We start from the raw sequence: 22,731 nt of genomic DNA, 5'->3' as shown, positions 1-22,731 counted from the left end.
TGATGGGCGTTCAGCGCGCGGAGCTTACCGCGCTATGCTGCACGCCATGCTGCATCAATGATGTGCGATCTGGTCGCGGATGCGCAGCTTGTGGCGCTTGAGCGCCTGAAGCGTGACTGGGTCGGGATGGGGACTCTTGAGTTCTTCGGCAATCCGGCGCTCAAGACCGGCGTGCTTGTTGTGCAGGGCGTTGATGTGGGATGCTTCCATTTGGACTCTCCTCCATAGGCCATAAAGCCAGTGAAAGTGACCTCCTCGCCAGCGCGGCCCCCAACCGGCCCAAAATGAAGGCCCGACCGGGAAAACCGTGTGGTGGGTTGCCACCGGCTACCCCCCTATTAGCGGACGGCTGCAGACGCCCGCCCGATCCGGGCATGACAGGACATGCCTCCTGCGGCCATGTCCGAATCGCGTCATTCCCGTCGATCAGGAGCAAAAGGAAACATACTTTGCCCCGCTTGCGAAGCCCCGAATATGACAATTTTAGGTAAGCCGTGCAGGGCCACGACAAAGCGCCCCTCAGCCTCGGTTACTTGTGCCCGACACTCAATTCATCGCGGCGCACGCGCGCCCTCTTGCCCCTTGGTCGCGGCGCGATTAGAGCAGATGCGAGACTTGCGACACACCCTTGGCGGGAGCATATTTTGGTGACCGAAGAGGAAATGCGCAAAAAGCTGGAAGCGCTGCGCGTCGAGCATCGCGATCTCGATGCCGCAATCGACGCGCTGACCCTTTCGGGCGCTGGCGACCAACTGCAACTGGCCCGGCTCAAAAAACGCAAGCTCAAGCTCAAGGATCAGATCTCGCTGATCGAGGATTACCTGATTCCCGACATCATCGCCTGAAGGCGGCCCGGCGCCGCATTTCCGTCCCCGCACCGACGCCCCATATCGGGCGCGCCGCCTGCGGCTGTGCCATCGCGGGGCATGGGATCGTCCCGAAAAGGGACCGATGCGGCCCCCATGCGGAAATGTCCCAAATCGGGATCCGGTTTAGCCCCTAATGACATTGCAGCATGTGCTAATATTTGATTAACCAATTTCATCATGAAGCACACAAGCAACATCAATCCCCGAATCGTCGAGGGTCTGTATTGCGAGGCACTGATCCTCTCGGACGAGGTGCGCGCAGCGTTTGACCTGTCCGGCCGTATCGAGGAAACCGGGACGCAGGAAGACGCCCCCCGCATCGCCCTGTCGTGCGAGGCCTTGCGCACGACCACCCGGATGATGCACGCGGTCGCCTGGCTGCTTAACCATCGCGCCTATTTCATGGGTGAATTGTCCGAGTTTCAATTGCGCCGCTATGGCCGTCTGGCCCCCGATTTTCCGGCCGCCGATCCCGAAAGGCTGCTGTTGCTCAGCCCGCAGATCCGCAAGCTGATCGCCGCGACCGAGGAGTTTTACGCCCGCCTGCTGCGCATCGACCGGGGCTGGCGCGAAGTGGCCCCCGGCGCACCGCGTGCGATTGACCAGTTGCGCGCGCGATTGGGCAGCGCCGTGGCCTGAAGCCCCCGCCCTCTCAAAGCCGTCCTCTCGACCCCACCCTCTCGACAGGGGGCGGGCAAAGCGGCATAGGCTGACCCCATGAACATGCCCCCGCGCCCATGGCCCACCGGCGAGACCGAGCGACTCGAACCGCTCGTCCGGCGCATGCTGGCCAACAACCCCAGCCCGTTTACCTTTACCGGCACCCAGACCTATCTGGTGGGGGATGCGCGCGGGCTGGCGGTGATCGATCCGGGGCCCGATGATGCCGACCATATTGACGCGCTGCTGGGCGCGATCGGCGACGCGCCGGTGCTGGCGATCATGTGCACCCATACGCACCGCGACCATTCGCCCGGCGCCGCCCCGCTGGCGGCCGCCACCGGGGCGCCGATCATCGGCTGCGCCCCGCTGACGCTGGAGGACGACGGGCCGCGCGCCGATGCCGCCTTTGACACGTCCTATGCGCCCGACACGGTGCTGGCCGATGGCGACCTCGTGCGCCTGCCCTCGGCCACGCTGATGACTGTGGCCACGCCCGGCCATACCAGCAACCACCTGTGCTTTGCCCTGATCGAAAGCGGGGCGCTGTTTACCGGCGATCATGTGATGGGTTGGTCCACCACGGTCGTTTCGCCCCCCGATGGCGACATGAGCGACTATATGGCCAGCCTCGACAAGCTCTATGAGCGCGCCGACCGGGTCTATTACCCCGCCCATGGGCCGCAGATCGACAAGCCCCAGCAGATGGTGCGCGGCATGATCGGCCACCGCCGGATGCGCGAAAAGCAGATCCAGCGCGCGCTGGAAACAGGGCCCTCGACCATCGAGATCATGGTGGGCCAAATGTATCCGGGCCTGGATGTACGCCTGCATCGCGCGGCGGGGCGTTCGGTGCTCGCGCATCTGATCGACCTGCAACAGCGCGGTCTGGTGACGCAAGCCGGCGAGGATCTTTGGGCGCGGGCGGACTAGGCCCGGCAATCCGGGCAATAATTGCAGATTTTCCTTGGGGTCTGGCGCAATGCTCCCTATCTGGGCGGCAAAGCCAATGAACCCCAAGGGGATGTGATTATGACTGCCCAGAGCGCCAGCCTCGCCGGTCTTGACCTGCGCGCCGAAATCGACCGCCTCCGCAAGGAGAAGAACGCGGTCATCCTCGCGCATTATTACCAGAAGCCCGAATTGCAGGATCTGGCCGATTTCGTGGGCGATTCGCTGGAGCTGTCGCGCAAGGCGGCCGAGACGGACGCTGATGTCATCGCCTTTTGCGGCGTGAAATTCATGGCCGAGGTGGCCAAGATCCTCTCGCCGGAAAAGACCGTGGTCCTGCCCGACCTCAACGCCGGATGCAGCCTTGAGGATGCCTGCCCGCCCGAAAAGTTCAAGGCTTTCCGCGAGGCGCATCCCGACCATATCGCCATCACCTATATCAACTGCTCGACCGAGGTGAAGGCGCTCTCCGACATCATCGTCACCTCCTCCTCGGCGGAAAAGATCCTCTCGCAGATCCCGCGCGACCAGAAGATCATCTTCGGCCCTGATCGCCACCTGGGCGGCTATCTCTCGCGCAAGTTCGACCGCGAGATGCTGCTGTGGCCCGGCGTGTGCATCGTGCATGAAGCCTTTTCCGAAACCGAATTGCTCAAGCTGATGGCCCAGCACCCCGGCGCGCCCATCGCGGCCCACCCCGAATGCCCGCCCACCATCGTCGACCATGCCGACTATGTAGGCTCGACCAGCGGCATCCTGAACTATGCCAAGGAAATGGCCGCCGACACGCTGATCGTCGCCACCGAACCGCACATCATCCACCAGATGCAACTGGCCATCCCGAACAAGACCTTCATCGGCGCGCCGGGGGCCGACGGCAACTGCAACTGCAACATCTGTCCCTATATGGCGCTGAATACGCTTGAAAAGCTGTACATCTCCCTGCGCGACATGACGCCGCAGATCGAGATCGAGGAAGGGCTGCGGCTGAAGGCCAAGGAAAGCCTCGACCGGATGCTGGGGATGGCTTCGGGCACTGTGGGTATGGGGGATCTGGGGGCGCGGTAAGGTTTTGCCTCCGGCGGAGGGTTTTGATGCCTCCGGCGGGCAAAGGGACTTGTCCCTTTGCAATCCCGTTACTGGGAGGTGCTTGATCGGCTAAGGCCGGTTTTGCGGAATGGTTTGAAAGCCTGCGGCGCGGAGAGGTTACGCCAAAAAAGCGCCGCAGGCTTTGTCATTTCTGACGTCGGGCCAATACGCGCGGGCCGATCCGGCACGCAACGCAGACAGTAACGGGAGCGCGAGGGACGAGTCCCTCGCATTTCCTCTTTTCTTCAAACACAAAAAAGGCGGAGGAAAATCCCCCGCCCCTTTTCGCATCATCATCAATTCGGCGAAACTTACTTCACCAGTTCGACATGCTCGAAGTCCAGCTCGACAGGCGTCGCGCGGCCAAAGATCGACACCGAAACCTTGACGCGGTTCTTGTCGAAATCCAGCTCTTCGACGATGCCGGTGAAGCTGTTGAAGGGGCCGTCGAGCACCTTGACCGAATCGCCGATTTCGAAATCGACCGAAACGTGCTTCTTGACCGTGGTGGCGACGATTTCGCGGTGGCCGAAATAGCGGGCCGCATCGCGCTCGGAAATCGCCTGCGGCTTGCCGTTGTGGCCAAGAAAGCCGGTGACCTTGGCGGTGTTCTTGACGAGGTGATACACATCGTCATTCATCGTCAGCTTGGCCAGCACATAGCCGGGCATGGTCTTGCGCTCGACCTGCACCTTCTTGCCGCGCTTGACCTCGGTCACCTGCTCGGCAGGCACTTCGATCTGCTCGACCAACTGCGAGAGGCCAAGGCGCTCGGCTTCGGCCTGAATGGCTTCTTTGACCTTGTTTTCAAAGCCGGAATAGGCGTGGATGATGTACCAGCGGGCCATATCTTACAGTTCCTATGCGTTTCTCAGGCGAGCGACAGCAGCGTGCGCACGATGTAGCCGAAGAGCGAATCGACGCCGAGGAAGAAGATCGCGAGGATCAGCATCAGGATGCCGACAAAGATGCCGGTCTGAATCGTTTCCTGGCGGCTCGGCCACACCACCTTGCGCGCTTCAACCTTGACCTGGTTGAAGAACTCTCCGGGAGAGACCTTGGACTTCTTATCTTCCATCGACGCAATCCTCGAATAAGCCCGATACCGTTTTGGCCATTGCCGCCGCGCCGCCCCGGATCAGGTCCGGGAGGGGCATTGCAAGGCTCCGATGTCGGGAGATGTCGGTGATCTAGTCCCAGTCGCCTTATTTTGCAAGAGGGGCCGGTTTAAGGCGCGCCAACAGGCTGCCCTCGCCCCGCCAGACGACCACGGCGCCCTCGGGCAGCGTGTCGGGCGCGCGCTCACCGACATACCACAGCCAGTCGGCCTGACGCGCAGGCGCGAAATTGGCCAGATCGACCTTTTGCGAGGCGTGCAGCAGCAGGCGCTGCGAGGGATCATCGAAATCGCGCCCGCCCTGCTTCAATTGCAGCATATGGACATGGGGCACCGCGAAATTGGCATTCACCAGCGCATGGCGGCGCACCACCGCATAGGCGCCGATATGTTCAAAGTGGTTGAGCGGCCATTGCTCGCGCGTCACCAGCACAGCGCTGGCCACGCGGGCGCCCTGGGGGACATGGTCGAGCGCGACCATGATCTTTTCCATTCGCGCCGAATCATCGTGCCAATCCTGCGTGGTGATCAAGAGGCGCGCCACATAGAGCATCACCACCGGCGTGATCGCCCATACCGGCGCGCGCGGCCAGCGAATCGACAGGCAGCAGATCATCAGCCCGGTCGTCACCAGCCGGTAATCGGCATAATCGCCGCCCGAAATATGGCGCGGCACGGCAATCGTCATGGCCAGCAGCATCACCGCCGCCCAGCCCAGCCGCCCATCGAGCCGCCGCATCGCCGCCGCCGCCAAAAACGCCAACGCGACCACCACCAGCGACAGGTAATCCAGCGCATAAACCGTATCGCGCATGGCTTTCAGCCAGATCGCCTGCTTATAGACCCACCAATAGGGCCCATAGGAAAAGGTGCCCGCCGTGCCCGGCACTAGCACCATCACCACCAGCGGCGCCAACAGCGGCCAAGGCGCGATAAACGCCCGCCACCCGCGCCCCATGCCCAGTTCATAGCCGAACAGCAGCACGCCCAGCACGCCCCAGGCCGACAGATGCGACAGCCACACCACCAGCCCGATCGGCACGAACAAGGCGCTGCGCAGCCACCACACCGCCCCCCTGCGGTCCAGCCAGACCCAGAGCGCGAAAGCCCAGAGCGCCAGCGCCTGACCCAGCGCGTAATTGAGCAGGCCGATCAGCATCATCGGCGACCACGCAAAAGGCATGGCCAGCAGCGAGGCGATGGTGACGCGCCCGTGCAATTGCCGGTCCACCGCGATCAGGCCCAGCGCGGTCAGCGGCGGGATGATCCCGGCAATGATCCGCCCGCCCGTCTCCAGCCCAAAAATCGCGGCAAAGGGACGGATCAGGATGTCCACCCCCAGATTGCCCGTCCAGGCCCAATGAAACGAATAGTATCGCGCCAGATCCGCGCTGCGCCCGCCGTCCAGCATCACCGCATAGCGCGCCAAATGAGCTGGATAATCGCTCATCTGGGGATAGCGCGCGACCAGCACAGGCAGGCACGAGGCCAGCGCCAGCAGCACCGCAAACCAGTAAAGCCGCCTCTCGCCCGCGCGCGCGGCCGAGGATGGATCAATCACACGCATGGTTTAGAAGAAGCCCCACAGCAATGCCCGAAACCGCATCCCTAGACGCCGCCGCACGATTGGCAAGCCGCCATTCGCGCGCGCCTAAGGACAGAGGCCAGAGTACAGGCCGGCGCCCCGAAGGGCATGATATTCGCGATGTCTGGGAAAACCCTGGCAGGAGCGGAGGGACTCGAACCCACGGCCCTCGGTTTTGGAGACCGATGCTCTACCAACTGAGCTACACTCCTGCGGGAGACGCGCCTCTAGGGGAGGCTTTACGCTTTGGCAAGCGGTCAATGCAGATTGGCGGCGATTTTTTCTTTTCGCTCAAACCAGAGGCCCTTCCCGCGCTTTCTCCCCCTTCACGCCCGGATGAACAGGGTGCTAGACAGGCGCGGTGAAAATGGAAAACTTTGACCTGATTGACCCTGCCCTCTTGCTGCTGGCCTATCGCGGCGGGGTGTTTCCGATGGCGGATTCGCGCGATGATCCCGAAATCTTCTGGGTCGAACCCAAGCGGCGGGGGATTTTGCCGCTCGATGGCTTTCGCGTCTCGCATTCGCTGGCGCGCAGTTTGCGGCGCGAAAAATTCACCGTCACCTGCAACGCTGCTTTCGACCTCGTGCTCGACGCCTGCGCCGCGCCGCGCCGCGCGGCCGAAGGCGAGGATGGCGGCGAGACATGGATCAGCGCGCGAATCGCGGCCTCCTATCGCGAATTGCACCGGCTGGGCCATGCCCATTCGATCGAATGCTGGATCGACGGCGCGCTGGTGGGCGGGCTTTACGGCGTTGGTTTCGAACGAGTTTTCTGCGGCGAAAGCATGTTCAGCCGCGTGCCCGATGCCTCAAAGGTAGCGCTGGCATGGCTGGTGGCGGCGATGCGCATCGGGGGCGCGCAATTGCTCGATTGCCAGTTCATCACCAGCCATCTGGCCTCGCTGGGCGCCATCGAGATTCCGCAAAAACGCTATCTGGCCATGCTGCGCGAGGCCATGAAACCCAGAGAGCCGGGCCTGCCGCCTCAGTCCGGGTTTTCCGGGGCCGCCGGGGCGGGCGCGGGGGCGATGGCCTCGGCGCTGGGCGTGGCGCTCGCGCTGCCCGATGCCTTTGGCGCGCTCTTGGAAACGGCGAAATCGGCCGGATTTTCTTCCTCGCCGGGGAAGTTCATCGCGCAATCCTTGACCCAGACGTCATAGACCGGGTGCTGAACCACGTTCAGCCCCGGCGAATTGCGGAACAGCCAGCCCGAAAACACCTTCTGCCAGCGCAGGGGGTCGGAAATCTGCGAACGCTGCTCGACAAAGACCTGAACGAAGGCGCCCGTTTCCTGCGGGCGCTCCCACGGCTGGGTCTTTTCACAGCTCGACAGCTTGACCACGACATTGCCGATGCGCCGCGCCTCGCCCACTTTCAGGACGATATCCTGCTGCTCATTGTTGCGCTTGTTAAGCAGGCCGAGCGTGGCCACGCGATCCTTAACCGGGGTGCCGAACTGATTCTCGACCGCTTGGGCGGCGGCATTGCCCGCCACCGCCTTGGGCACGTCGGTGGCCTGCGTCTCGGGCTCGGACGAACCGCCGCAAGCCGAAAGCGCCAAACACGCGCCAGCCACCATCAGAGTCCGGCGCATGGAATCAATCAGCCTTCGGGCGTCCAGGCTTCATAACCCGCAGCCTTGGCCTTGCCCGCACCGCGCAGTTCGGGGTGGGGCTGGTGCGCCTTGGCGGTGCCGGTGGCGTTGGGCGTATATTCGGCTTCCCAGATGCGCGGCGGGGGCAGATGGCTCTGCGGCACGGCGTCATAGGAATGGTGGAGCCAGCCATGCCATTCGGCCGGAACGCGGCTCGAATCATTGGCGCCGTTATAGATCACCCAGCGGCGCTCCATCCCCGCAAAGGGGCTGTTGGTGCCGGCCGGAACGACCTTCTTCGAGCGGTAATACTTGTTACCCTGAAAATCGGTGCCAACCTGTTCGCCGCCAAACTTGGTGTTGAGCCAGGTGCCGAAAGTGGAGCCGTTCCACCAGGTGAAGAGCATTGCGCAAGTTTCCCTAAATTTCAGGTCTGCTTGGCGGACAGAATCCGCGAAAGCCAGTGACCTTCAGCGCCTAGCCCAAGCCGGGGGGGCAACGCAAGGGCAAAGGGGGCAAGGGCAAAGGGGGGCTATTCCTCACGCGCCTCCTCGACCCAATCCTGCGCGGCCTGCGGGTCGGCGGCCTCCAGAATGGCGCGGGCCGCGCCCATCGCGTGGCCTGCGCGCAGCATGGCGGCAACCTCCTTTTCACGGCGGGAGCGGCGCTCGGCCGGATCATCGGGCATCGCGCGGCGCGAAAAAGGCCCCAGCCCCCGCCGCCGCGCATAGGCCAGCGCCGCCTCGCGCGCGGCCGCCTCGTCCGGCATGACATCGGCGCGAATGTCCTCGTCGATCCCCGCCTGCCCCAGCGCCTGCGCAATCCGCCGCTGCCCAAGGCCCCGGCGCAGCAGGCTGCCCGTCTTCATCCGGGCATAACTCTCGTCGTCAATATAGCCCAGCTCGACATGCCGCTCGACAATCGCGGCCACTTTGGCCTCGCCCGTTCCCTCGCCCGCCCATCCGCGCTCGCGCAATTTGCGGCGCAGATAGTCCTCCAGCCGCCCCGCACTGGTGGCAAAGCGGGCGACATAGGCCAGCGCCATTTCCTCAATCCGCGCCGAATCGAGGGGCTCTGGCGCCGATTTGCGGCGATTGGGGCTCGTATCATCATCCATCGGCCATATTCGTGCCACAGTCGCGCCCCAAAGGGGACCCCCCGCGTCAGCCGATTTGCGGGCCAGTTTTCGATGCCTGCCGTCTTTGCCTTCGCACGCAAGGGCAGCGGGCATAACCCAAGACGGATAAGACCATGACCGACGCCGCCGTGATCGAAGCGACCAGTGCCGCCCTGATCCCCACGCCCAACGCCTGCGACCTGCCGCGCCGCTTTGGCGATTTCGCCACCTTTGGCGAGGCGCTGGATTATGCGGCCAAAGGCACACGCGGGCTGAACTTTCACGATCCGCGCGGCAATCTGATCCGGCCCTATCCGTTCCGCGAATTGCGCCAGGACGCGATCGCCATGGCGCATCGCCTGATCGCGCGCGGCGTGAAAAAGGGCGACCGAATCGCCATGGTTGCCGAAACGGGCGCCGATTTTGCCGCGCTGTTCTGCGGCGTGATCTATGCTGGCGCATGGCCGGTGCCTCTGCCCTTGCCCACCAGCTTTGGCGGCAAGGACAATTATATCGACCAACTCGCCGTGCAATTGGGCAGCAGCGATCCCTCGTGGTTCTTCTATCCGCCCGAAATCGGCCATTTGGGCCTTGCCGCGGCGCAGGCGCACAATGCCAAGGGCGGCGCGTGCGAGGGGTTGGGCTGGGATGTGCTGGCCGCCGATCCGGTGGTGCCGGTCGAATTGCCGCAGGCATCGGGCGATGACATCTGCTATCTGCAATATTCCTCGGGCTCGACCCGTTTTCCCCATGGCGTGGCCGTCACCCACACCTCGCTGCTCAACAATCTGCGCGGCCACGGGCTGGCCATGCAAATGCGCAACGAGGACCGCTGCATCTCGTGGCTGCCGTGGTATCACGACATGGGTCTGGTCGGCTGCTTCCTCTCGATCATCGCCAACCAGGTGTCGACCGATTACCTCAAGACCGAGGATTTTGCCCGCCGCCCGCTGGCCTGGCTGGACATGATCACCCGCAATCCGGGCAACTCGATCTCCTATTCGCCCACTTTCGGCTATGACATCTGCGCCCGCCGCATTTCCAGCCAGAGCCATGTGGACGAACGTTTCGACCTTTCGCGCTGGCGCCTTGCGGGCAATGGCGCGGACATGATCCGCCCCGATGTGATGCAGAGCTTTGTCAACGCCTTTGCCCCCGCCGGGTTCAAGGCCAGCGCCTTCCTGCCCTCCTACGGCCTTGCCGAAGCCACGCTCTCGGTCACCATCATGCCGCCGGGCGAAGGCATCCGCGTCGAACTGGTCGAGGAAGAGCGCCTGTCGGGCCAGCCGCGCGATCTGTCGCGCCCGGCCCGCTATCGCGCCATCGTCAATTGCGGCAAGCCGGTGCTGGACATGGAAATCGAGGTCCGCGACGGCGCGGGCAAGGCGCTGGCCCATCACCAGATCGGCAAGGTATGGTGCAAGGGGCCTTCGGTCATGCACTCCTATTTCCGCGATCCCGAGGCCACGGCGGCTTGCCTTGTCGATGGCTGGCTGGACACCGGCGACATGGGCTATCAGAACGCCGAGGGCTATCTGTTCATCGTCGGCCGCGCCAAGGACATGATCATCATCAACGGCAAGAACCACTGGCCCCAGGACATCGAATGGGCGGTGGAACAGCTCCCCGGTTTCCACCAGGGCGACATTGCCGCCTTCAGCCTTGAGACCGAAACAGGCGAGGAAACCGCCGCCGTGCTGGTCCATTGCCGCGTTTCCGACCCGGCCGAGCGGTTGAAGCTGAAGAATGCCGTGGCCGAAAAGGTGCGCGCGATTCTGGGCCATCCGGCCATCGTCGAACTGGTGCCGCCGCGCACCCTGCCGCGCACGTCCTCGGGCAAGCTGAGCCGCGCCAAGGCCAAGAAGCTTTATCTCTCGGGCGAAATCGCGCCGTTTGAATTGGCCGCGTAAGGCCGATATCCGGGTTTTGTTGCGGGGGTTGGTTCCGGCCGACCCCCGCAATGGATTCTTGCACGCAAAAAAGAACTGCTTGCACTGGAAATTGCTGCGGTGCGCCACAACATGGCATGCCATGACCAACCCGCTGCTTTCCCCCATCGCCCTTGGCGATATCGCCGCCCCCAATCGCATCCTGATGGCACCGCTGACCCGCGCGCGATCAAACCGCGAAGGTCTCGCCAACCCGTTGATGGCGCAATATTACGCCCAGCGCGCCGGGGCGGGCCTGATCATTTCCGAGGCCACCGCGATCAGCGCAGAAGGGCGCGGCTGGCCCAATGCGCCGGGCATCTGGACCCGCGAACAGGCCGAAAGCTGGAAGCAGGTGACGCAGGCCGTGCATGACGCGGGCGGGCGGATCGTTCTTCAGCTCTGGCACATGGGCCGCGTATCGCACCCGCAGCTCCACGGTATCCAGCCCGTTTCGGCCAGCGCCACCACCGCCCCGGGCGAGGCGCACACGTTTGAAGGCAAGGCGCCCTATGTTGAAGCGCGCGCGCTGGAAACCCACGAGATTCCCCGCCTGATCGCCGATTATGAACATGCCGCCCGCCTTGCCAAGGAGGCCGGTTTCGACGGCGTCCAGCTTCACGGCGCGAATGGCTATCTGATCGACCAGTTCCTGCGCGACGGCACGAACCACCGCGCCGATGCCTACGGCGGTGCAATCGAAAACCGCACCCGCCTGCTGAAGGAAGTCACCGAGGCGCTGATCCGCGTCTGGGGCGCGGGGCGCGTCTCGGTTCGCCTCTCGCCCAATGACGGCATTCAGGGCGTTGAGGACAGCGACACCTATGCCCTGTTCGACCATGCGGTAAAGGTGCTGAACGACCTTGGGATCGGCTTTCTCGAAATTCGCGATCCGCTGCCCGAAGGCACCTTCGGTTCCGGGCTTGGCCCCCGCCGCTCGGCCCATCTCAAGACGATCTTTGCCGGGCCGGTCGTCGACAATGCCGATTATACGGCACAGTCGGCCGCACAAGCCCTTGAAAAGGGCGAGGCCGATGCCATCTCCTTTGGGCGGCCATTCATTACCAATCCCGATCTGGCCGACCGTATCGCCCATGGGCAAGCGTGGACCGAAGGAGGCGATCCTTCGGCATGGTACGGCAACAGCGCAGAAGGTTATACCAGCTTTCCGCCCTATTCGGCCTGATCGCTGGCCCCGGCTTCCCCCCTTGGCCGGGCCAGTCCAAGCGATGCTGACCAGCAGGATCTCACTCCGTCCCCTATGGTCAGCCTCTCGCCCAATGCCGCCCGGCCCGCCCATCTCCTGTGGCGGGCCGGGTTGGTCTTTTTATACGATGACGGATTATATGATGGCGGTTTATTCCGGGGCGCTGTCGGCCTGCTCGGCGGGGGCGGCTTCTTCGGTGGGCGCGCTGCTGGGCGCCACGGCGGCGGCGGCGCGCGGCGCCAAAGGCGCCCGCGAGGTCAGCGCATCATAGGCAATCATCGCATCGCTGGTCGAACCGTTCAGGATCTGACCCGAGGCGGTACGCTGGTCATCGGCCTTGCTGGCCTTCTTGCCCCAGCATCCGCCCAGAGCGAGCGAGAGGGCAAGGATCATAACCGCAGCGCGCTTCATGCCTGATGTCCTTCTGATGCCGCAGCAGGCGGGCATGGCTGCCCCAGCTTGGCCAAAAACTGATCGGCGCGCTTCAGCAGCGCCTCGTCCCATTGCTGCGCCGAAACGGTAAGTCCCAGCCGCGCCAGCGAGGTGACGCCCTTTTCCGCGATCCCGCAAGGCACAATGCCGGTGAAATGCGACAGGTCCGGGTTCAGATTGACCGAAAAACCATGCATCGTCACCCAGCGGCGGATCCGCACGCCGATGGCGCCGATCTTGGCCTCCGATCCGTCAATGTCGCGGGTCCAGATGCCCACGCCCGCCTCGCTGCGCCAGCTTTCCACGCCAAAATCGGCCAAAGTATCGATCACCCAGCCTTCGAGCGCATGGACAAAGCCGCGCACATCGCGCGCGCGCTGCTTCAGGTCGATCAGCACATAGCCGATCCGCTGGCCCGGCCCATGATAGGTATATTTGCCGCCGCGCCCCGCCTCGACCACTTCAAAGCGCGGGTCGAGCATGTCCGAGCCCTGCGCGCTGGTGCCGGCGGTATAGACCGGGGGATGTTCGAGCAGCCAGATGAGATCAGGCGCAACCCCTTCATAAATCGTACTATTGCGCGCGGTCTGAAACTCCAGAGCCTCGCGATACGACACAGGCTCATCATCCCGCCGCACGGCCACGCCGTTTTCGAGCAGAATCTCAGCCTTGATTGCATCTTGCATGACCATGATTCTTGCGTGGGGCAATCCGCTCCGCTTATCAAGGGGGCAGATGCGCCGCGGGCATATGGCCGGGCTTGGCGCGAAAGGAGTACCCCGATGCGTTTTGACAGCAATCTGGCCTGGCGGACGGCCCATTCGGCGATTCTGGCCAATCGCGATGTGCTGCTGGCTTTGGCGGGGGTGTTTTTCCTGTTGCCGCGCCTGGCCTTTGCGCTGCTGATGCCCGATCCGCCCGCCGCGCAAGGCCCCTCGCCCGCGCAATCGATGCAGGCGATGGAGCAATTCTACGCCAATGCATTGCCCTATGTGATCCCGATGATCCTGTTTCAGGCCGTGGGCGTGCTGGCGGTCCTGACGCTGTTTACCGACCGCAGCCGCCCGACCGTGGGACAGGCGCTGTCGCTGGGGGCCAAGGGGGTGCTGCCCTATGTTCTGGCCCAGATCATGCTGGCGGCGGCCATTGCGCTGGTCGCGGGCGGGGTGATCGGCGGGCTGACGCTGACCAGACAGCCGGTCATGGCGGCGGGCGGCATGATCGTGGTGATGATGGTGGCGATTGCCGCCTATATCCGCATGTCGCTGGTCGGGCCGGTGGTGGCGGTGGAGCGGGTCTATAATCCCGCGCGCGCGCTGATGCGGTCCTGGGCGATCACGCGGGGCAATGGCTGGCGCCTGCTGGGCTTTGCCATGCTGGTGGGCGTGGTGGTGATGGTGGCGATGCTGGCGGTCATTTCCATCGGCGGGTCGATCGGCACGCTGGCGGGCGGGCCGGATGCGGGGCGGATCGTTTCGGCGGTGGTGTCCTCGGTACTGGCCGCGTTGGTCACGCTCTATATCGCCGGGCTGATGGCCGCCATCCACCGCCAACTGGCCGGGCCCAGCGTGGATGATATTATGGCGACGTTTGAGTAAATTAGGTTTTAGGAAGGGATGAATGCGAGGGTTGAAACCCTCGCGCACCCGTTACTGTCTGCGTTGCGCGATGGGTTCGGCGTTGATTGTCGGACGCGGCGCTTGAAAATTGAAAGCCTGCGGCGCCAATCAGCCCGAGCTTTCCGCGCCGCAGGCTCTAAAAACGAAAAAAGCGCCCCGCCATGAACGAAGCGCCCCCCATTAAAGGGATTGCAAAGGGTCGAGACCCTTTGCCCGCCGGAGGCATAAACCAGCCTCCCGAAACCCCTTAATCCTCGTCCTTCCACCCCCAGAACAGGAAGCAGGGCGGGACGTTGATCCACTCCAGCCCCTTGTCGATACGCTTGAAGAACTGGGCCATGAAGTCACCTGCGCGCGGGGTGAACTGATAGACGAGGAAAGCCCCGCCCTTGCGCAGCACGCGATAGGTGGCCGCCGCGATGGCCGGGCCGACGCCGGGCGGCAGGGTGGAAAAGGGCAGGCCCGAGATGATGTAGTCGGCCTTTTCGTGGCCGTGGGCGCGGATGATTTCCTCAACGTCCGCCGCCGAACCGTGGACCGCGACAAAGCGGCTGTCGGTGATCGTATGCGAGAGATATTCGATGAAATCGGGGTTGGTGTCGATGACCAGCAGCGTACCGTCGCGGCGCAGGCGGTCAAGCACAGGCTGGCAGAAGGTGCCCACGCCCGGCCCGTATTCGACAAAGAGCTTGGTGTTGTCCCAATCGACGGCGGAGAGCACGCGATTGATGGTAAAGCGCGAGGAAGGCACGATCGAGCCGACCATCACCGGGTTTTTCAGGAAGCCTTCGAAAAAGACGCCCCAGGGCCCCAGCGCCCGTTTCAGCCGGCGTTTCACTTTGGCAAGCGGTGCCTCTCCGGCCAGTTCGGTTGTCATGCTCTTGTCAAATCCCTACCCTAGACTTGGCTGCTCTGCCCAAAGGTTTGCAAAACTGCAAGCCCGTTGGCAAGCGGCCAGACGCAACATTTGCCGCAAACCGTCCGGCATCGGAACACTAATCCACGATAACGGATATGGTTCTAAAGGATCTGTGCCACCACGTCCTGCGGGCGGCACAGACGCACCCCCTTTTCGGTTTCCACCAGGGGGCGCTCGATCAGCCTGGGATCGGCAACCATCGCGGCCAGCACGGTCGCATCATCGGCGTCGGGCAAACCGCGTTCGGCCGCATCCGTGCCGCGCAGGCGCAGCCCTGCCTGCGGCGTCATGCCCGCATCGCGATAAAGCTGGGCCAGCTTTTCGGCCGAGGGCGGCGTCTTGAGATATTCCACCACGGCGACCTCGACTCCGGGCGTTTCCTGCAAAATCGCCAAAGTTTTGCGCGATGTGCCGCAGGCTGGGTTGTGCCAGATGGTGGCCTTCATGGTATGCTCCTGTGATGCATGCCGCCGCCCGGCGCGGGGGCCGCGGCAATGGTTTCCAGCCCGCGCATCACCCGCCCGGCGCGCTGGATCGCGCGGACCAGCCGGGGATAGATGCCGCAGCGGCAAAGATTGGTGACGGCCTTGTTGATATCCTCGACGCCGGGGTCGGCATTGGCGGCCAGCAGCGCGGCCCCGGCCATGACGATGCCCGGTGTGCAGAAACCGCATTGGATCGCGCCTTCGGCCACCATCGCCTGCTGCAGCGCGTGCGAACGGTCCTGGCTCAGCCCCTCGATGGTGGTGATGCTGCGCCCCTGCGCCTGCGCCAAAGTCATCTGGCATGAGGGCAGCGCCTGTCCATCGACCATCACCATACAGGCGCCGCATTCGCCCGTGCCGCAGCCATATTTCGCGCCCGTCAGATTCGCGCCGCAGCGCAAGGCCCATAACAGGGGCGTCTGCGCATCCATGCGCAGATCGACAGGATGGCCATTGAGGGTCAGCGCGGGCATGGCGCCTTCCATGCCCGCATGATCCTCTTACTTCAAGCCAAAGCGGAAACCGGCCCAGACCGTGCGCGGCGCGCCAATATCCATGCTGCCCGCCTGATTGCGGGTGATGACCGTCACATCGGCCAGATTCTCGCCGCGCAGGATAAAGCTGACGCCATGACCCAAAGGTGCCTGAACAAAGGCGCCGATGGTGGTGGCCGAAGGCATCAGATAGGCTTGCAGATCATCCTCATACTGCGATCCGAAATGGCGCAGCACGACGGCCCCCTGCCAGCCATCGCGTGGCTTCCAAGTCACGGTGGCGCTCGCCGCGATCTTGGGGGTTTGCGCCGGGCGCATCCCGTTCAGCCCGATTTGCGCCCCGCTGGCCCGCACCACCGCATCGGTCAGCGCGAGGCTGCCATCAAGGCTCACCTTGCCCAGATCGAGCGCGGCGGCAAATTCAAACCCCCGCGCGCGGATGGCATCGACATTTTGCCGAACGCGGGTGATGGTGGTCGGGGTCTGGGCCGTGGTCACATTGGCGATGGCATGGGCCACGCGGTTATAAAAAGCCGTGGCCGACAGTTTCAGCGCCGGGACCGGCGTAAAATCCACCCCCGCCTCATAGCCCTCCATCATTTCATTGCCCAGGGCCGGATTGGCATTGGTCACGGTCGAAACGCCCGAGGCGACCAGCGTAAAGCTGCGATACAATTCGTTGATCGTGGGCTGGCGCAGGCCGGTATAGGCCGAACCGCGCAGTTCCAGCCCCGGCGCGACTTTGAGCAAAGCCCCGCCGCGCCCCGTCACCGCCCAGTCGCTGCGCGGGTCAAAGGTGTTGTTGATGGTGACCGCGCCCGTCGGCCCGGCCTGACGGAAATAGCCCGCATTCACGCTCCAGCGATCAGCGCGCACCCCGCCCGTCAGCGTCAGCGGCCCCAGTTTCCAGTCATCCTCGGCATAAAAGCCCAGATCATCATTGCGCCCGCCCGCCCAGCGATAGGCCGTCACGGCCCCGGTGGAGGCATTATAGGCAATCTCGTTCAGATCGCCCTTGGCGCTGCGCCAATCGCCGCCGATGCGCAGCAGATGATCCGGCCCCACCGGCGGGCGGATCTCGATCTTGGCGCCAAGGCCCGTGGCCGGGGTGCGGCGCTGGTCAAGGCTGGGGCGGAAGGTGGTGGCCGAGATCGTCACATTGGAAAAGCCGCGGTCCTGCACATAGGCCAGTGCGTCAAACTGCCACGGCCCGCGCCCGACAAGGCGCAGCGAGAAATCCTCGCCGCTCGAATGGCTGGTGGCCCCGGCAAAGCGCAGCACGCGGTGGTCGTCAAAAACCATCGCGCGGGCCTGAAGCTCGACATTGTTCGCAATCGGGGCGACACCGCGCGCGCTCACCGACCAACTGTCATAGCGCGATTTGACACTGGCGCCGACGCGCTGGCTTTCGGGCGTGGTCCAGAAACCGTCGCCCCGGTCCCAGCGGCCCGAGACCTCGGCAAAGCCCGCGCCCAATTTCGGCGCCACCGCGCCCGAGAGCGAGGTCTCGCCGCGATCATTGGCCAGCGCCTCGGCGGAAATCAGGCCCAGCGTGTCGCGCCCGGCGCTGTTCAATTCAATGGTCCCGGCCACCGCGCCCGACCCGAAAGCCCCCGAACCGCCCCCGCGCGTCACCCGCACCGAGCCCAATCGTTCGGGCGTGATCGCATTCCACGGCACCGAACCGAACATCGGATCGGCCATCGGCACGCCATCGAGCAGCACCTGTGTACGCGCCGCCGCATTGCCGCCCAGCGCGCGCAGCGTCGCGCCTTGGGCCGAGGGGTTGGTATAGCGGCTATCGGAACGACGAAACTGTTGAAAACCGGCCACATTGGCCAGCACATCCTCGATCCGGCCCGAAACCGACGAGGTCAGCGCCTCGCGGTCAATCTCGCGCGAGGAATAGGCAGGCACCGCAGGCGCGGCATTCAGCCCCACCCCCGTGACAATAATGGGCGAGGCCGCCTCTTCATCGGCCGCCTCGTTACCGGCTGCCTGGGCCGCCATCGGCATCAGGGCCATCCCGGAAAGCAGCAGCCCTCGCAGCCCTTGCGCGCCCAATTTCATCCTCAATCCCCTTGCCCATGCTTTTCCCGCGACCCTATTGCCCCGCCCCCATCCTGCCAAGTGGGCCGAAAGGACGAGGCGCATCAGGCCAATCGGCAAAAGCATGTCCTTGACCGATACAGGAAAAACAAGGGCCCCACGCGAACAACCGCATTTTTTGCGCGACCACCCCGCCCAGTGCGGCCCACTTGCAACAACCGCCCGGCGCAAATGCATTATGAACACCATGGGATCAATCGACAGCGCCGATTAACCCGTGTAAGGCTGCGTCATGGAAGCTGAACTGAAGACGCCGATCCTGGATCGAGTGAAGGTGCCTGCCGACATGCGCGGCCTGTCGATGGGCGAATTGCGCCAGTTGGCCGATGATGTGCGTCAGGAAATGATTCACACCGTCGGACAGACCGGGGGCCATCTGGGTTCCGGCCTTGGCGTGGTGGAATTGACCGTGGCGCTGCATTACGTGTTCGACACGCCGCGCGACAAGGTGATCTGGGACGTGGGCCATCAGGCCTATCCGCACAAGATCGTCACCGGACGGCGCGACCGCATCCGCACCCTGCGCCAGCCGGGCGGCCTGTCGGGCTTTACGAAACGCAGCGAATCGGAATACGATCCCTTCGGCGCGGCCCATTCCAGCACCTCGATTTCGGCGGCCATCGGCTTTGCCATGGCCAACAAGATGTCCGATCAGCCCGGCAAGGCGATTGCGGTCATCGGCGATGGCTCGATGAGCGCGGGCATGGCCTATGAGGCGATGAACAATGCGCAAGGCGCGGGCAACCGGCTGGTGGTCATCCTCAATGACAATGACATGTCGATTGCGCCGCCGGTCGGCGGGCTTTCGGCCTATCTTGCGCGGCTGGTGTCCTCGCGGCCCTTCCTCGAACTGCGCGAAATGGCCAAGAAGCTCTCGCGCCATCTGCCCGCTCCGCTGCATCGCGCGGCCAGCAAGACCGACGAGTTTGCACGCGGCATGGTGATGGGCGGCACTCTGTTCGAGGAGCTGGGCTTTTATTATGTCGGCCCGATCGACGGGCACAATCTGGAACAGTTGATCCCGGTGCTGGAGAACGTCCGTGATGCGGCGGCCGGCCCGTGCCTGATCCATGTCGTCACGCAAAAGGGCAAGGGCTATGCCCCGGCCGAGGCGGCGGCGGACAAGTATCACGGCGTCCAGAAATTCAACGTCATCACCGGCGAGCAGGTCAAGGCCCCGGCCAAGGCGCCTGCCTATCAGAACGTGTTCGGCGAAACACTGGCCAGGATTGCCGATAGCGATCCGCGCATCGTGGCGATCACCGCCGCCATGCCGTCGGGCACCGGCGTCGACAAATTCGCCAAGGCGCACCCGGACCGCAGCTTTGACGTGGGCATTGCCGAACAGCATGCCGTGACCTTTGCTGCGGGCCTTGCCGCGCAGGGGATGCGTCCGTTCTGCGCGATCTATTCCACCTTCCTGCAACGCGCCTATGATCAGGTGGTGCATGACGTGGCGATCCAGAACCTGCCGGTGCGTTTCGCGATTGACCGTGCGGGGCTTGTCGGCGCCGATGGTGCAACTCATGCGGGCACGTTTGACATCACCTATCTGGCCTCGCTGCCCAATTTCGTGGTGATGGCGGCGGCGGATGAGGCCGAATTGGTCCATATGACCTATACGGCGGCCCAACATGACAGCGGTCCGATCGCCTTCCGCTATCCTCGCGGCAATGGCACGGGCGTCGAGATGCCCGCCACGCCGCAAAAGCTGGAGATCGGCAAGGGGAGGATCGTGCGTGGGGGGGCCGGCAAGATCGCCATCCTTTCGCTGGGCACGCGTCTGGCCGAGGCGGTCAAGGCCGCCGAGGTGCTGGAGGCCAAGGGCCTGCCCACCACCGTTGCCGACCTGCGCTTTGCCAAGCCGCTGGACGAGGAACTGATCCGCCGTCTGGCCACCACGCATGAGGTGGTCGTCACCATCGAGGAGGGCGCGATCGGCGGCCTTGGCTCGCATGTGCTGACGCTGGCCAGCGACGAAGGGTTGACCGATGGCGGATTGAAGATCCGCACGATGCGTCTGCCCGACGTGTTCCAGGACCATGATGCGCCCGACAAGCAGTATGACACGGCGGGGCTGAACGCGCCGCATATTGTCGAAACGGTGCTCAAGGCGCTGCGCTGGAACGATGCCGAGGTGGTGAGTGCCGATATCGTGGGCGAGGCCCGCGCTTGAGCCTTGCCCTGATCGCGATTGCGCTGGCCGGTTCGGGGACTGACGCGGCGGCGGCGGGCGGTGGCGGGCCGGTGGGCGCGCCGCTGACGGTGGTCGTCGAGAATGTCCGCTCGAATGCGGGCCGGGTGCATGTTGCGCTTTGCCCGCAAAAGACCTTTTTGAAGGACGATTGCGTGCTGGAGGCCTCGGCCCCCTCGCAAAAGGGCGCGACCAGCGTGGTCTTTGCCAATGTGCCCCCCGGCGAATGGGCGGCGCAGGTGTTTCAGGACGAAAACGGCAACAAGAAGGTTGATCGCAACTTCATCGGCATCCCCAAGGAAGGCGTGGGCTTTTCACGCGATGCCAAAATCGTGCTGGGCCCGCCCAAATGGCGCGACGCGATGTTTGTCCATGAGGCAAAGTCGCAGGTGATCCGTCTGGCCCTGCGGTATTTCTGAAGCCTTTGACAATGAAAAAGCCCCGGTGCCAGCACCGGGGCTTTTTCTTTGCAAACCCACCACTTACTTCGGATTGGCGGCCAGTCGGTTAAGGTGGGCCACCAGCGCCCCGGCGCCGCCCTTGGCGATCACGCCGGCAAAATCGGAACGGCGCGTGGCGATCTGGCTGATCGCGTTGCGATAGAACACGTCGATGATCTTCCACTGCCCGCCGTTTTCGCGCAGGCGATAGTTGAGCGATTCATTGGTGCCCGCCCCGGTCAACTGCGTGCGCACCAGCTTGTCCGTGCCGCGGGTTTCCACCGTGCCCACAAGGCTCAGCTTCTCGCCCGAATAGCTGTCGAAATTGGCGGCATATTGCGCCACCGTCATGGCGCGAAAGGCGGCGACCACATTGGCCTGCTCCAGCGGCGAAAAGGTGGTCCAAGGCGGGCCCACCGAGAGGCGGGCCATGGCGGGAATGTCAAAGGTGCGATCCACCACCGGGCCGATCACGCGCGCGCGCGCGGCCTGGCCGCCTTGCGCCTTCATCGTGGCGATCAGGCCCGCATTGAGGCCCTCGATGGTCTGGGCCGCCGGATCGCCCGCCTGGGCCATGGCCACGCCCGGCACCGCCAAGGCCGCCACCGGCGCCAGCAGAGCCAGCGCCACAGCGCCGCGCAGCGATGCGAATCCCGATTGACTTGTCATGCTCACTCCAAACCAGAACATCGGACGATAAGGGCTCACCCGGAGGCGCGCCGTGCCGCAACCGGCCATTGCGCGTCCTTGAGCCAGAGCAATACGTAAAACAAGTGGTATGAGCGCGCAATGAAGCCGCGGTTCAGGCTGGCGCAATCTTTTCTCTGCCAACAGAAGCGGTTACAATGCCTGCCGCGCTTTTGCGCGCTTTGCCCTATTCCCCCCAAGGGCACAGGTTCAAAAGGGATAGACCGTTTGACACCGACAGAGAGTTCCCCCGCTCGGCTGCTCGCCGCCCCCCTGTCCATCAAGCTCGCCTCGCCGCGCGGGTTTTGCGCAGGCGTGGTCCGCGCGATCCGCATCGTGGAACGCGCGCTCGAAATCCATGGCGCGCCCGTTTATGTCCGCCATGAGATTGTTCATAACGCGCATGTCGTGAACAGGTTGCGTGCGATGGGCGCGATTTTTGTCGAAGAACTCGACGAAGTGCCCTCCGGCGCGGTCACGGTGTTTTCCGCGCATGGCGTGCCGCAAAGCGTCGAACAGGAAGCCGAGCAGCGCGGCCTGCCGGTTTATGACGCCACTTGCCCGCTGGTGACCAAGGTGCATCTGCACGGCGGCCGCTTTGCCCGCGAGGGGCGCGAAGTCGTGCTGATCGGCCATGCGGGCCATCCCGAGGTGGTCGGCACGCTGGGCCAGATACCCGCGCCGGTGCATCTGGTGGCCACGCCCGATGATGTGGCCGCGCTGCCGCTGGGCACGGATAGCTCGATTGCCTATGTGACGCAGACGACGCTCTCGGTCGATGACACGCGCGGCGTGATTGCCGCGCTGCATGATCGCTTTGACGATGTGGCCGGGCCGGACGTGTCCGACATCTGCTATGCCACGCAAAACCGCCAGAACGCCGTGCGCGCGCTGGTGGAGGAATGCGACGCGCTGATCGTGGTGGGCGCGGCCAATTCCAGCAATTCGAACCGGCTGCGCGATGTGGCGCTCTCGCTGGGCAAACCGGCGTGGCTGGTGGGCGATGCGGGCGATCTGGATCCGCAATGGCTGGACGGGGTCGAACGCCTTGGCGTCACCGCCGGGGCCAGCGCGCCCGAGGAACTGGTCGAAGATGTGATTGCCGCCATCGCCCTTTCGCGAAAAATAACCGTCTCAGAGCTTGACGGCATCCGCGAAAACGTGTCGTTCAGCCTGCCTGCGGCCCTGCGCCGGGCGGGCGAATCCGCCCGTGCCCGCGCGTAATGCCCTGTT

24 protein-coding genes, 1 tRNA gene and 1 pseudogene are annotated in these 22,731 nt (G+C 64.1%); 11 read left to right on the top strand and 15 right to left on the bottom strand.

Annotated features, from left to right (window positions below; translation table 11 throughout):
* Positions 1-54: 54 nt before the first annotated feature.
* Positions 55-210 carry a YdcH family protein gene (locus PQ467_RS03000; RefSeq protein WP_172340696.1) on the bottom strand — a complete coding sequence of 52 codons (156 nt, stop codon included), beginning with the start codon at positions 208-210 and terminating at the stop codon, positions 55-57.
* 437 nt (positions 211-647) lie between these two features.
* Between PQ467_RS03000 and PQ467_RS02995 the strand changes: the two genes are divergently transcribed.
* The 4 genes from PQ467_RS02995 to nadA all read left to right on the top strand — a co-directional run bounded on the left by PQ467_RS02995 (position 648) and on the right by nadA (position 3,548).
* Positions 648-845, top strand: a complete 198-nt coding sequence (locus PQ467_RS02995) for a YdcH family protein (RefSeq protein WP_168605652.1) — start codon at positions 648-650, stop codon at positions 843-845.
* Between the two features lie 201 nt (positions 846-1,046).
* The gene (locus PQ467_RS02990; protein WP_274175077.1) at positions 1,047-1,508 is read left to right on the top strand and encodes a DUF1465 family protein; all 462 of its coding nucleotides are present in this window, start codon (positions 1,047-1,049) and stop codon (positions 1,506-1,508) included.
* 78 nt (positions 1,509-1,586) lie between these two features.
* Entirely contained in the window at positions 1,587-2,462 is an 876-nt protein-coding gene (locus PQ467_RS02985) for an MBL fold metallo-hydrolase (protein WP_274175076.1), read from the top strand.
* A 99-nt stretch (positions 2,463-2,561) separates the two neighbouring features.
* Complete coding sequence (gene nadA / locus PQ467_RS02980; RefSeq protein WP_274175075.1) at positions 2,562-3,548, top strand: quinolinate synthase NadA; 987 nt, start codon at positions 2,562-2,564, stop codon at positions 3,546-3,548.
* 332 nt (positions 3,549-3,880) lie between these two features.
* On the opposite strand, the gene nusG is transcribed toward nadA, so the two are convergent.
* The 4 genes from nusG to PQ467_RS02960 form a co-directional block, all read right to left on the bottom strand.
* A complete protein-coding gene (gene nusG, locus PQ467_RS02975; RefSeq protein WP_274175074.1) occupies positions 3,881-4,417 on the bottom strand; it encodes a transcription termination/antitermination protein NusG in 537 nt (178 codons plus the stop codon).
* A 23-nt stretch (positions 4,418-4,440) separates the two neighbouring features.
* A complete protein-coding gene (gene secE / locus PQ467_RS02970; protein ID WP_274175073.1) occupies positions 4,441-4,647 on the bottom strand; it encodes a preprotein translocase subunit SecE in 207 nt (68 codons plus the stop codon).
* Between the two features lie 127 nt (positions 4,648-4,774).
* Entirely contained in the window at positions 4,775-6,253 is a 1,479-nt protein-coding gene (locus PQ467_RS02965; RefSeq protein WP_274175072.1) for a hypothetical protein, read from the bottom strand.
* A 154-nt stretch (positions 6,254-6,407) separates the two neighbouring features.
* Positions 6,408-6,483: transfer RNA gene (locus PQ467_RS02960), tRNA-Trp, on the bottom strand.
* A gap of 155 nt (positions 6,484-6,638) precedes the next feature.
* Between PQ467_RS02960 and aat the strand changes: the two genes are divergently transcribed.
* Positions 6,639-7,433, top strand: coding sequence for a leucyl/phenylalanyl-tRNA--protein transferase (aat, locus tag PQ467_RS02955; RefSeq protein ID WP_274175071.1), 795 nt, complete (start codon positions 6,639-6,641; stop codon positions 7,431-7,433).
* 35 nt (positions 7,434-7,468) lie between these two features.
* Here the strand turns inward: aat and PQ467_RS02950 are convergent.
* The 3 genes and pseudogenes from PQ467_RS02950 to PQ467_RS02940 form a co-directional block, all read right to left on the bottom strand.
* Positions 7,469-7,852, bottom strand: a pseudogene (locus tag PQ467_RS02950) (DUF2155 domain-containing protein); the annotation flags it as partial.
* 23 nt (positions 7,853-7,875) lie between these two features.
* Positions 7,876-8,274, bottom strand: coding sequence for an NADH:ubiquinone oxidoreductase subunit NDUFA12 (locus tag PQ467_RS02945; RefSeq protein WP_273617482.1), 399 nt, complete (start codon positions 8,272-8,274; stop codon positions 7,876-7,878).
* Between the two features lie 125 nt (positions 8,275-8,399).
* A complete protein-coding gene (locus PQ467_RS02940) occupies positions 8,400-8,984 on the bottom strand; it encodes a regulatory protein RecX (RefSeq protein ID WP_274175070.1) in 585 nt (194 codons plus the stop codon).
* Positions 8,985-9,118: 134 nt separating this feature from the next.
* Between PQ467_RS02940 and PQ467_RS02935 the strand changes: the two genes are divergently transcribed.
* Both PQ467_RS02935 and PQ467_RS02930 read left to right on the top strand, forming a co-directional pair.
* A complete protein-coding gene (locus PQ467_RS02935) occupies positions 9,119-10,894 on the top strand; it encodes a fatty acyl-AMP ligase (protein ID WP_274175069.1) in 1,776 nt (591 codons plus the stop codon).
* A gap of 121 nt (positions 10,895-11,015) precedes the next feature.
* Complete coding sequence (locus PQ467_RS02930; RefSeq protein ID WP_274175068.1) at positions 11,016-12,098, top strand: alkene reductase; 1,083 nt, start codon at positions 11,016-11,018, stop codon at positions 12,096-12,098.
* A gap of 171 nt (positions 12,099-12,269) precedes the next feature.
* Here PQ467_RS02930 and PQ467_RS02925 read toward each other — a convergent pair whose 3' ends face one another.
* On the bottom strand, positions 12,270-12,530 hold the full coding sequence (locus PQ467_RS02925; protein WP_274175067.1) for a hypothetical protein: 261 nt from the start codon (positions 12,528-12,530) through the stop codon (positions 12,270-12,272).
* Positions 12,527-13,243: a lipoyl(octanoyl) transferase LipB gene (gene lipB, locus PQ467_RS02920; RefSeq protein WP_443192972.1), complete on the bottom strand. Its 717-nt coding sequence runs from the start codon at positions 13,241-13,243 to the stop codon at positions 12,527-12,529. The genes PQ467_RS02925 and lipB overlap by 4 nt, the downstream gene beginning before the upstream one ends.
* A gap of 90 nt (positions 13,244-13,333) precedes the next feature.
* On the opposite strand from lipB, the gene PQ467_RS02915 reads away from it, so the two are divergent.
* On the top strand, positions 13,334-14,149 hold the full coding sequence (locus tag PQ467_RS02915; protein WP_274175065.1) for a hypothetical protein: 816 nt from the start codon (positions 13,334-13,336) through the stop codon (positions 14,147-14,149).
* A gap of 268 nt (positions 14,150-14,417) precedes the next feature.
* Here the strand turns inward: PQ467_RS02915 and PQ467_RS02910 are convergent, their stop codons facing one another.
* The 4 genes from PQ467_RS02910 to PQ467_RS02895 form a co-directional block, all read right to left on the bottom strand.
* A complete protein-coding gene (locus PQ467_RS02910; protein ID WP_274175064.1) occupies positions 14,418-15,047 on the bottom strand; it encodes a class I SAM-dependent methyltransferase in 630 nt (209 codons plus the stop codon).
* 143 nt (positions 15,048-15,190) lie between these two features.
* Positions 15,191-15,535, bottom strand: coding sequence for an arsenate reductase family protein (locus PQ467_RS02905; RefSeq protein ID WP_274175063.1), 345 nt, complete (start codon positions 15,533-15,535; stop codon positions 15,191-15,193).
* Positions 15,532-16,047: a (2Fe-2S)-binding protein gene (locus tag PQ467_RS02900; protein WP_274175062.1), complete on the bottom strand. Its 516-nt coding sequence runs from the start codon at positions 16,045-16,047 to the stop codon at positions 15,532-15,534. The genes PQ467_RS02905 and PQ467_RS02900 overlap by 4 nt, the downstream gene beginning before the upstream one ends.
* A 27-nt stretch (positions 16,048-16,074) precedes the next feature.
* Positions 16,075-18,138 (bottom strand): TonB-dependent receptor plug domain-containing protein, encoded by a 2,064-nt coding sequence (locus PQ467_RS02895; RefSeq protein ID WP_274175061.1) that lies wholly within the window; start codon positions 18,136-18,138, stop codon positions 16,075-16,077.
* A 271-nt stretch (positions 18,139-18,409) separates the two neighbouring features.
* Between PQ467_RS02895 and dxs the strand changes: the two genes are divergently transcribed.
* Positions 18,410-20,353, top strand: coding sequence for a 1-deoxy-D-xylulose-5-phosphate synthase (gene dxs, locus PQ467_RS02890; RefSeq protein WP_274175060.1), 1,944 nt, complete (start codon positions 18,410-18,412; stop codon positions 20,351-20,353).
* Positions 20,350-20,790, top strand: coding sequence for a DUF2141 domain-containing protein (locus PQ467_RS02885; protein ID WP_274175059.1), 441 nt, complete (start codon positions 20,350-20,352; stop codon positions 20,788-20,790). Before dxs ends, PQ467_RS02885 begins: the two co-directional genes overlap by 4 nt.
* A 63-nt stretch (positions 20,791-20,853) precedes the next feature.
* Here PQ467_RS02885 and PQ467_RS02880 read toward each other — a convergent pair whose 3' ends face one another.
* On the bottom strand, positions 20,854-21,480 hold the full coding sequence (locus PQ467_RS02880; RefSeq protein ID WP_274175058.1) for an ABC transporter substrate-binding protein: 627 nt from the start codon (positions 21,478-21,480) through the stop codon (positions 20,854-20,856).
* 291 nt (positions 21,481-21,771) lie between these two features.
* On the opposite strand from PQ467_RS02880, the gene ispH reads away from it, so the two are divergent.
* Entirely contained in the window at positions 21,772-22,722 is a 951-nt protein-coding gene (gene ispH, locus PQ467_RS02875) for a 4-hydroxy-3-methylbut-2-enyl diphosphate reductase (protein ID WP_274176074.1), read from the top strand.
* Positions 22,723-22,731 lie beyond the last annotated feature (9 nt).

It is taken from the genome of Novosphingobium sp. KACC 22771, assembly GCF_028736195.1.
Lineage (GTDB): Bacteria > Pseudomonadota > Alphaproteobacteria > Sphingomonadales > Sphingomonadaceae > Novosphingobium.
Note: the sequence above shows the minus strand (reverse complement) of the source record. Positions and strands in the feature narration are given on the sequence as shown.

Coding starts and splice junctions, on each gene's coding strand:
- PQ467_RS02925 (WP_274175067.1), bottom strand. CDS start 12,530: ATGAAGCGCGCTGCGGTTATGATCCTTGCCCTCTCGCTCGCTCTGGGC.
- nusG (WP_274175074.1), bottom strand. CDS start 4,417: ATGGCCCGCTGGTACATCATCCACGCCTATTCCGGCTTTGAAAACAAG.
- PQ467_RS02965 (WP_274175072.1), bottom strand. CDS start 6,253: ATGCGTGTGATTGATCCATCCTCGGCCGCGCGCGCGGGCGAGAGGCGG.
- PQ467_RS02895 (WP_274175061.1), bottom strand. CDS start 18,138: ATGAAATTGGGCGCGCAAGGGCTGCGAGGGCTGCTGCTTTCCGGGATG.
- PQ467_RS03000 (WP_172340696.1), bottom strand. CDS start 210: ATGGAAGCATCCCACATCAACGCCCTGCACAACAAGCACGCCGGTCTT.
- PQ467_RS02905 (WP_274175063.1), bottom strand. CDS start 15,535: ATGAAGGCCACCATCTGGCACAACCCAGCCTGCGGCACATCGCGCAAA.
- PQ467_RS02930 (WP_274175068.1), top strand. CDS start 11,016: ATGACCAACCCGCTGCTTTCCCCCATCGCCCTTGGCGATATCGCCGCC.
- PQ467_RS02915 (WP_274175065.1), top strand. CDS start 13,334: ATGCGTTTTGACAGCAATCTGGCCTGGCGGACGGCCCATTCGGCGATT.
- dxs (WP_274175060.1), top strand. CDS start 18,410: ATGGAAGCTGAACTGAAGACGCCGATCCTGGATCGAGTGAAGGTGCCT.
- PQ467_RS02990 (WP_274175077.1), top strand. CDS start 1,047: ATGAAGCACACAAGCAACATCAATCCCCGAATCGTCGAGGGTCTGTAT.
- PQ467_RS02940 (WP_274175070.1), bottom strand. CDS start 8,984: ATGGATGATGATACGAGCCCCAATCGCCGCAAATCGGCGCCAGAGCCC.
- PQ467_RS02910 (WP_274175064.1), bottom strand. CDS start 15,047: ATGACAACCGAACTGGCCGGAGAGGCACCGCTTGCCAAAGTGAAACGC.
- PQ467_RS02945 (WP_273617482.1), bottom strand. CDS start 8,274: ATGCTCTTCACCTGGTGGAACGGCTCCACTTTCGGCACCTGGCTCAAC.
- nadA (WP_274175075.1), top strand. CDS start 2,562: ATGACTGCCCAGAGCGCCAGCCTCGCCGGTCTTGACCTGCGCGCCGAA.
- PQ467_RS02985 (WP_274175076.1), top strand. CDS start 1,587: ATGAACATGCCCCCGCGCCCATGGCCCACCGGCGAGACCGAGCGACTC.
- aat (WP_274175071.1), top strand. CDS start 6,639: ATGGAAAACTTTGACCTGATTGACCCTGCCCTCTTGCTGCTGGCCTAT.
- PQ467_RS02900 (WP_274175062.1), bottom strand. CDS start 16,047: ATGCCCGCGCTGACCCTCAATGGCCATCCTGTCGATCTGCGCATGGAT.
- PQ467_RS02935 (WP_274175069.1), top strand. CDS start 9,119: ATGACCGACGCCGCCGTGATCGAAGCGACCAGTGCCGCCCTGATCCCC.
- lipB (WP_443192972.1), bottom strand. CDS start 13,243: ATGGTCATGCAAGATGCAATCAAGGCTGAGATTCTGCTCGAAAACGGC.
- secE (WP_274175073.1), bottom strand. CDS start 4,647: ATGGAAGATAAGAAGTCCAAGGTCTCTCCCGGAGAGTTCTTCAACCAG.
- PQ467_RS02880 (WP_274175058.1), bottom strand. CDS start 21,480: ATGACAAGTCAATCGGGATTCGCATCGCTGCGCGGCGCTGTGGCGCTG.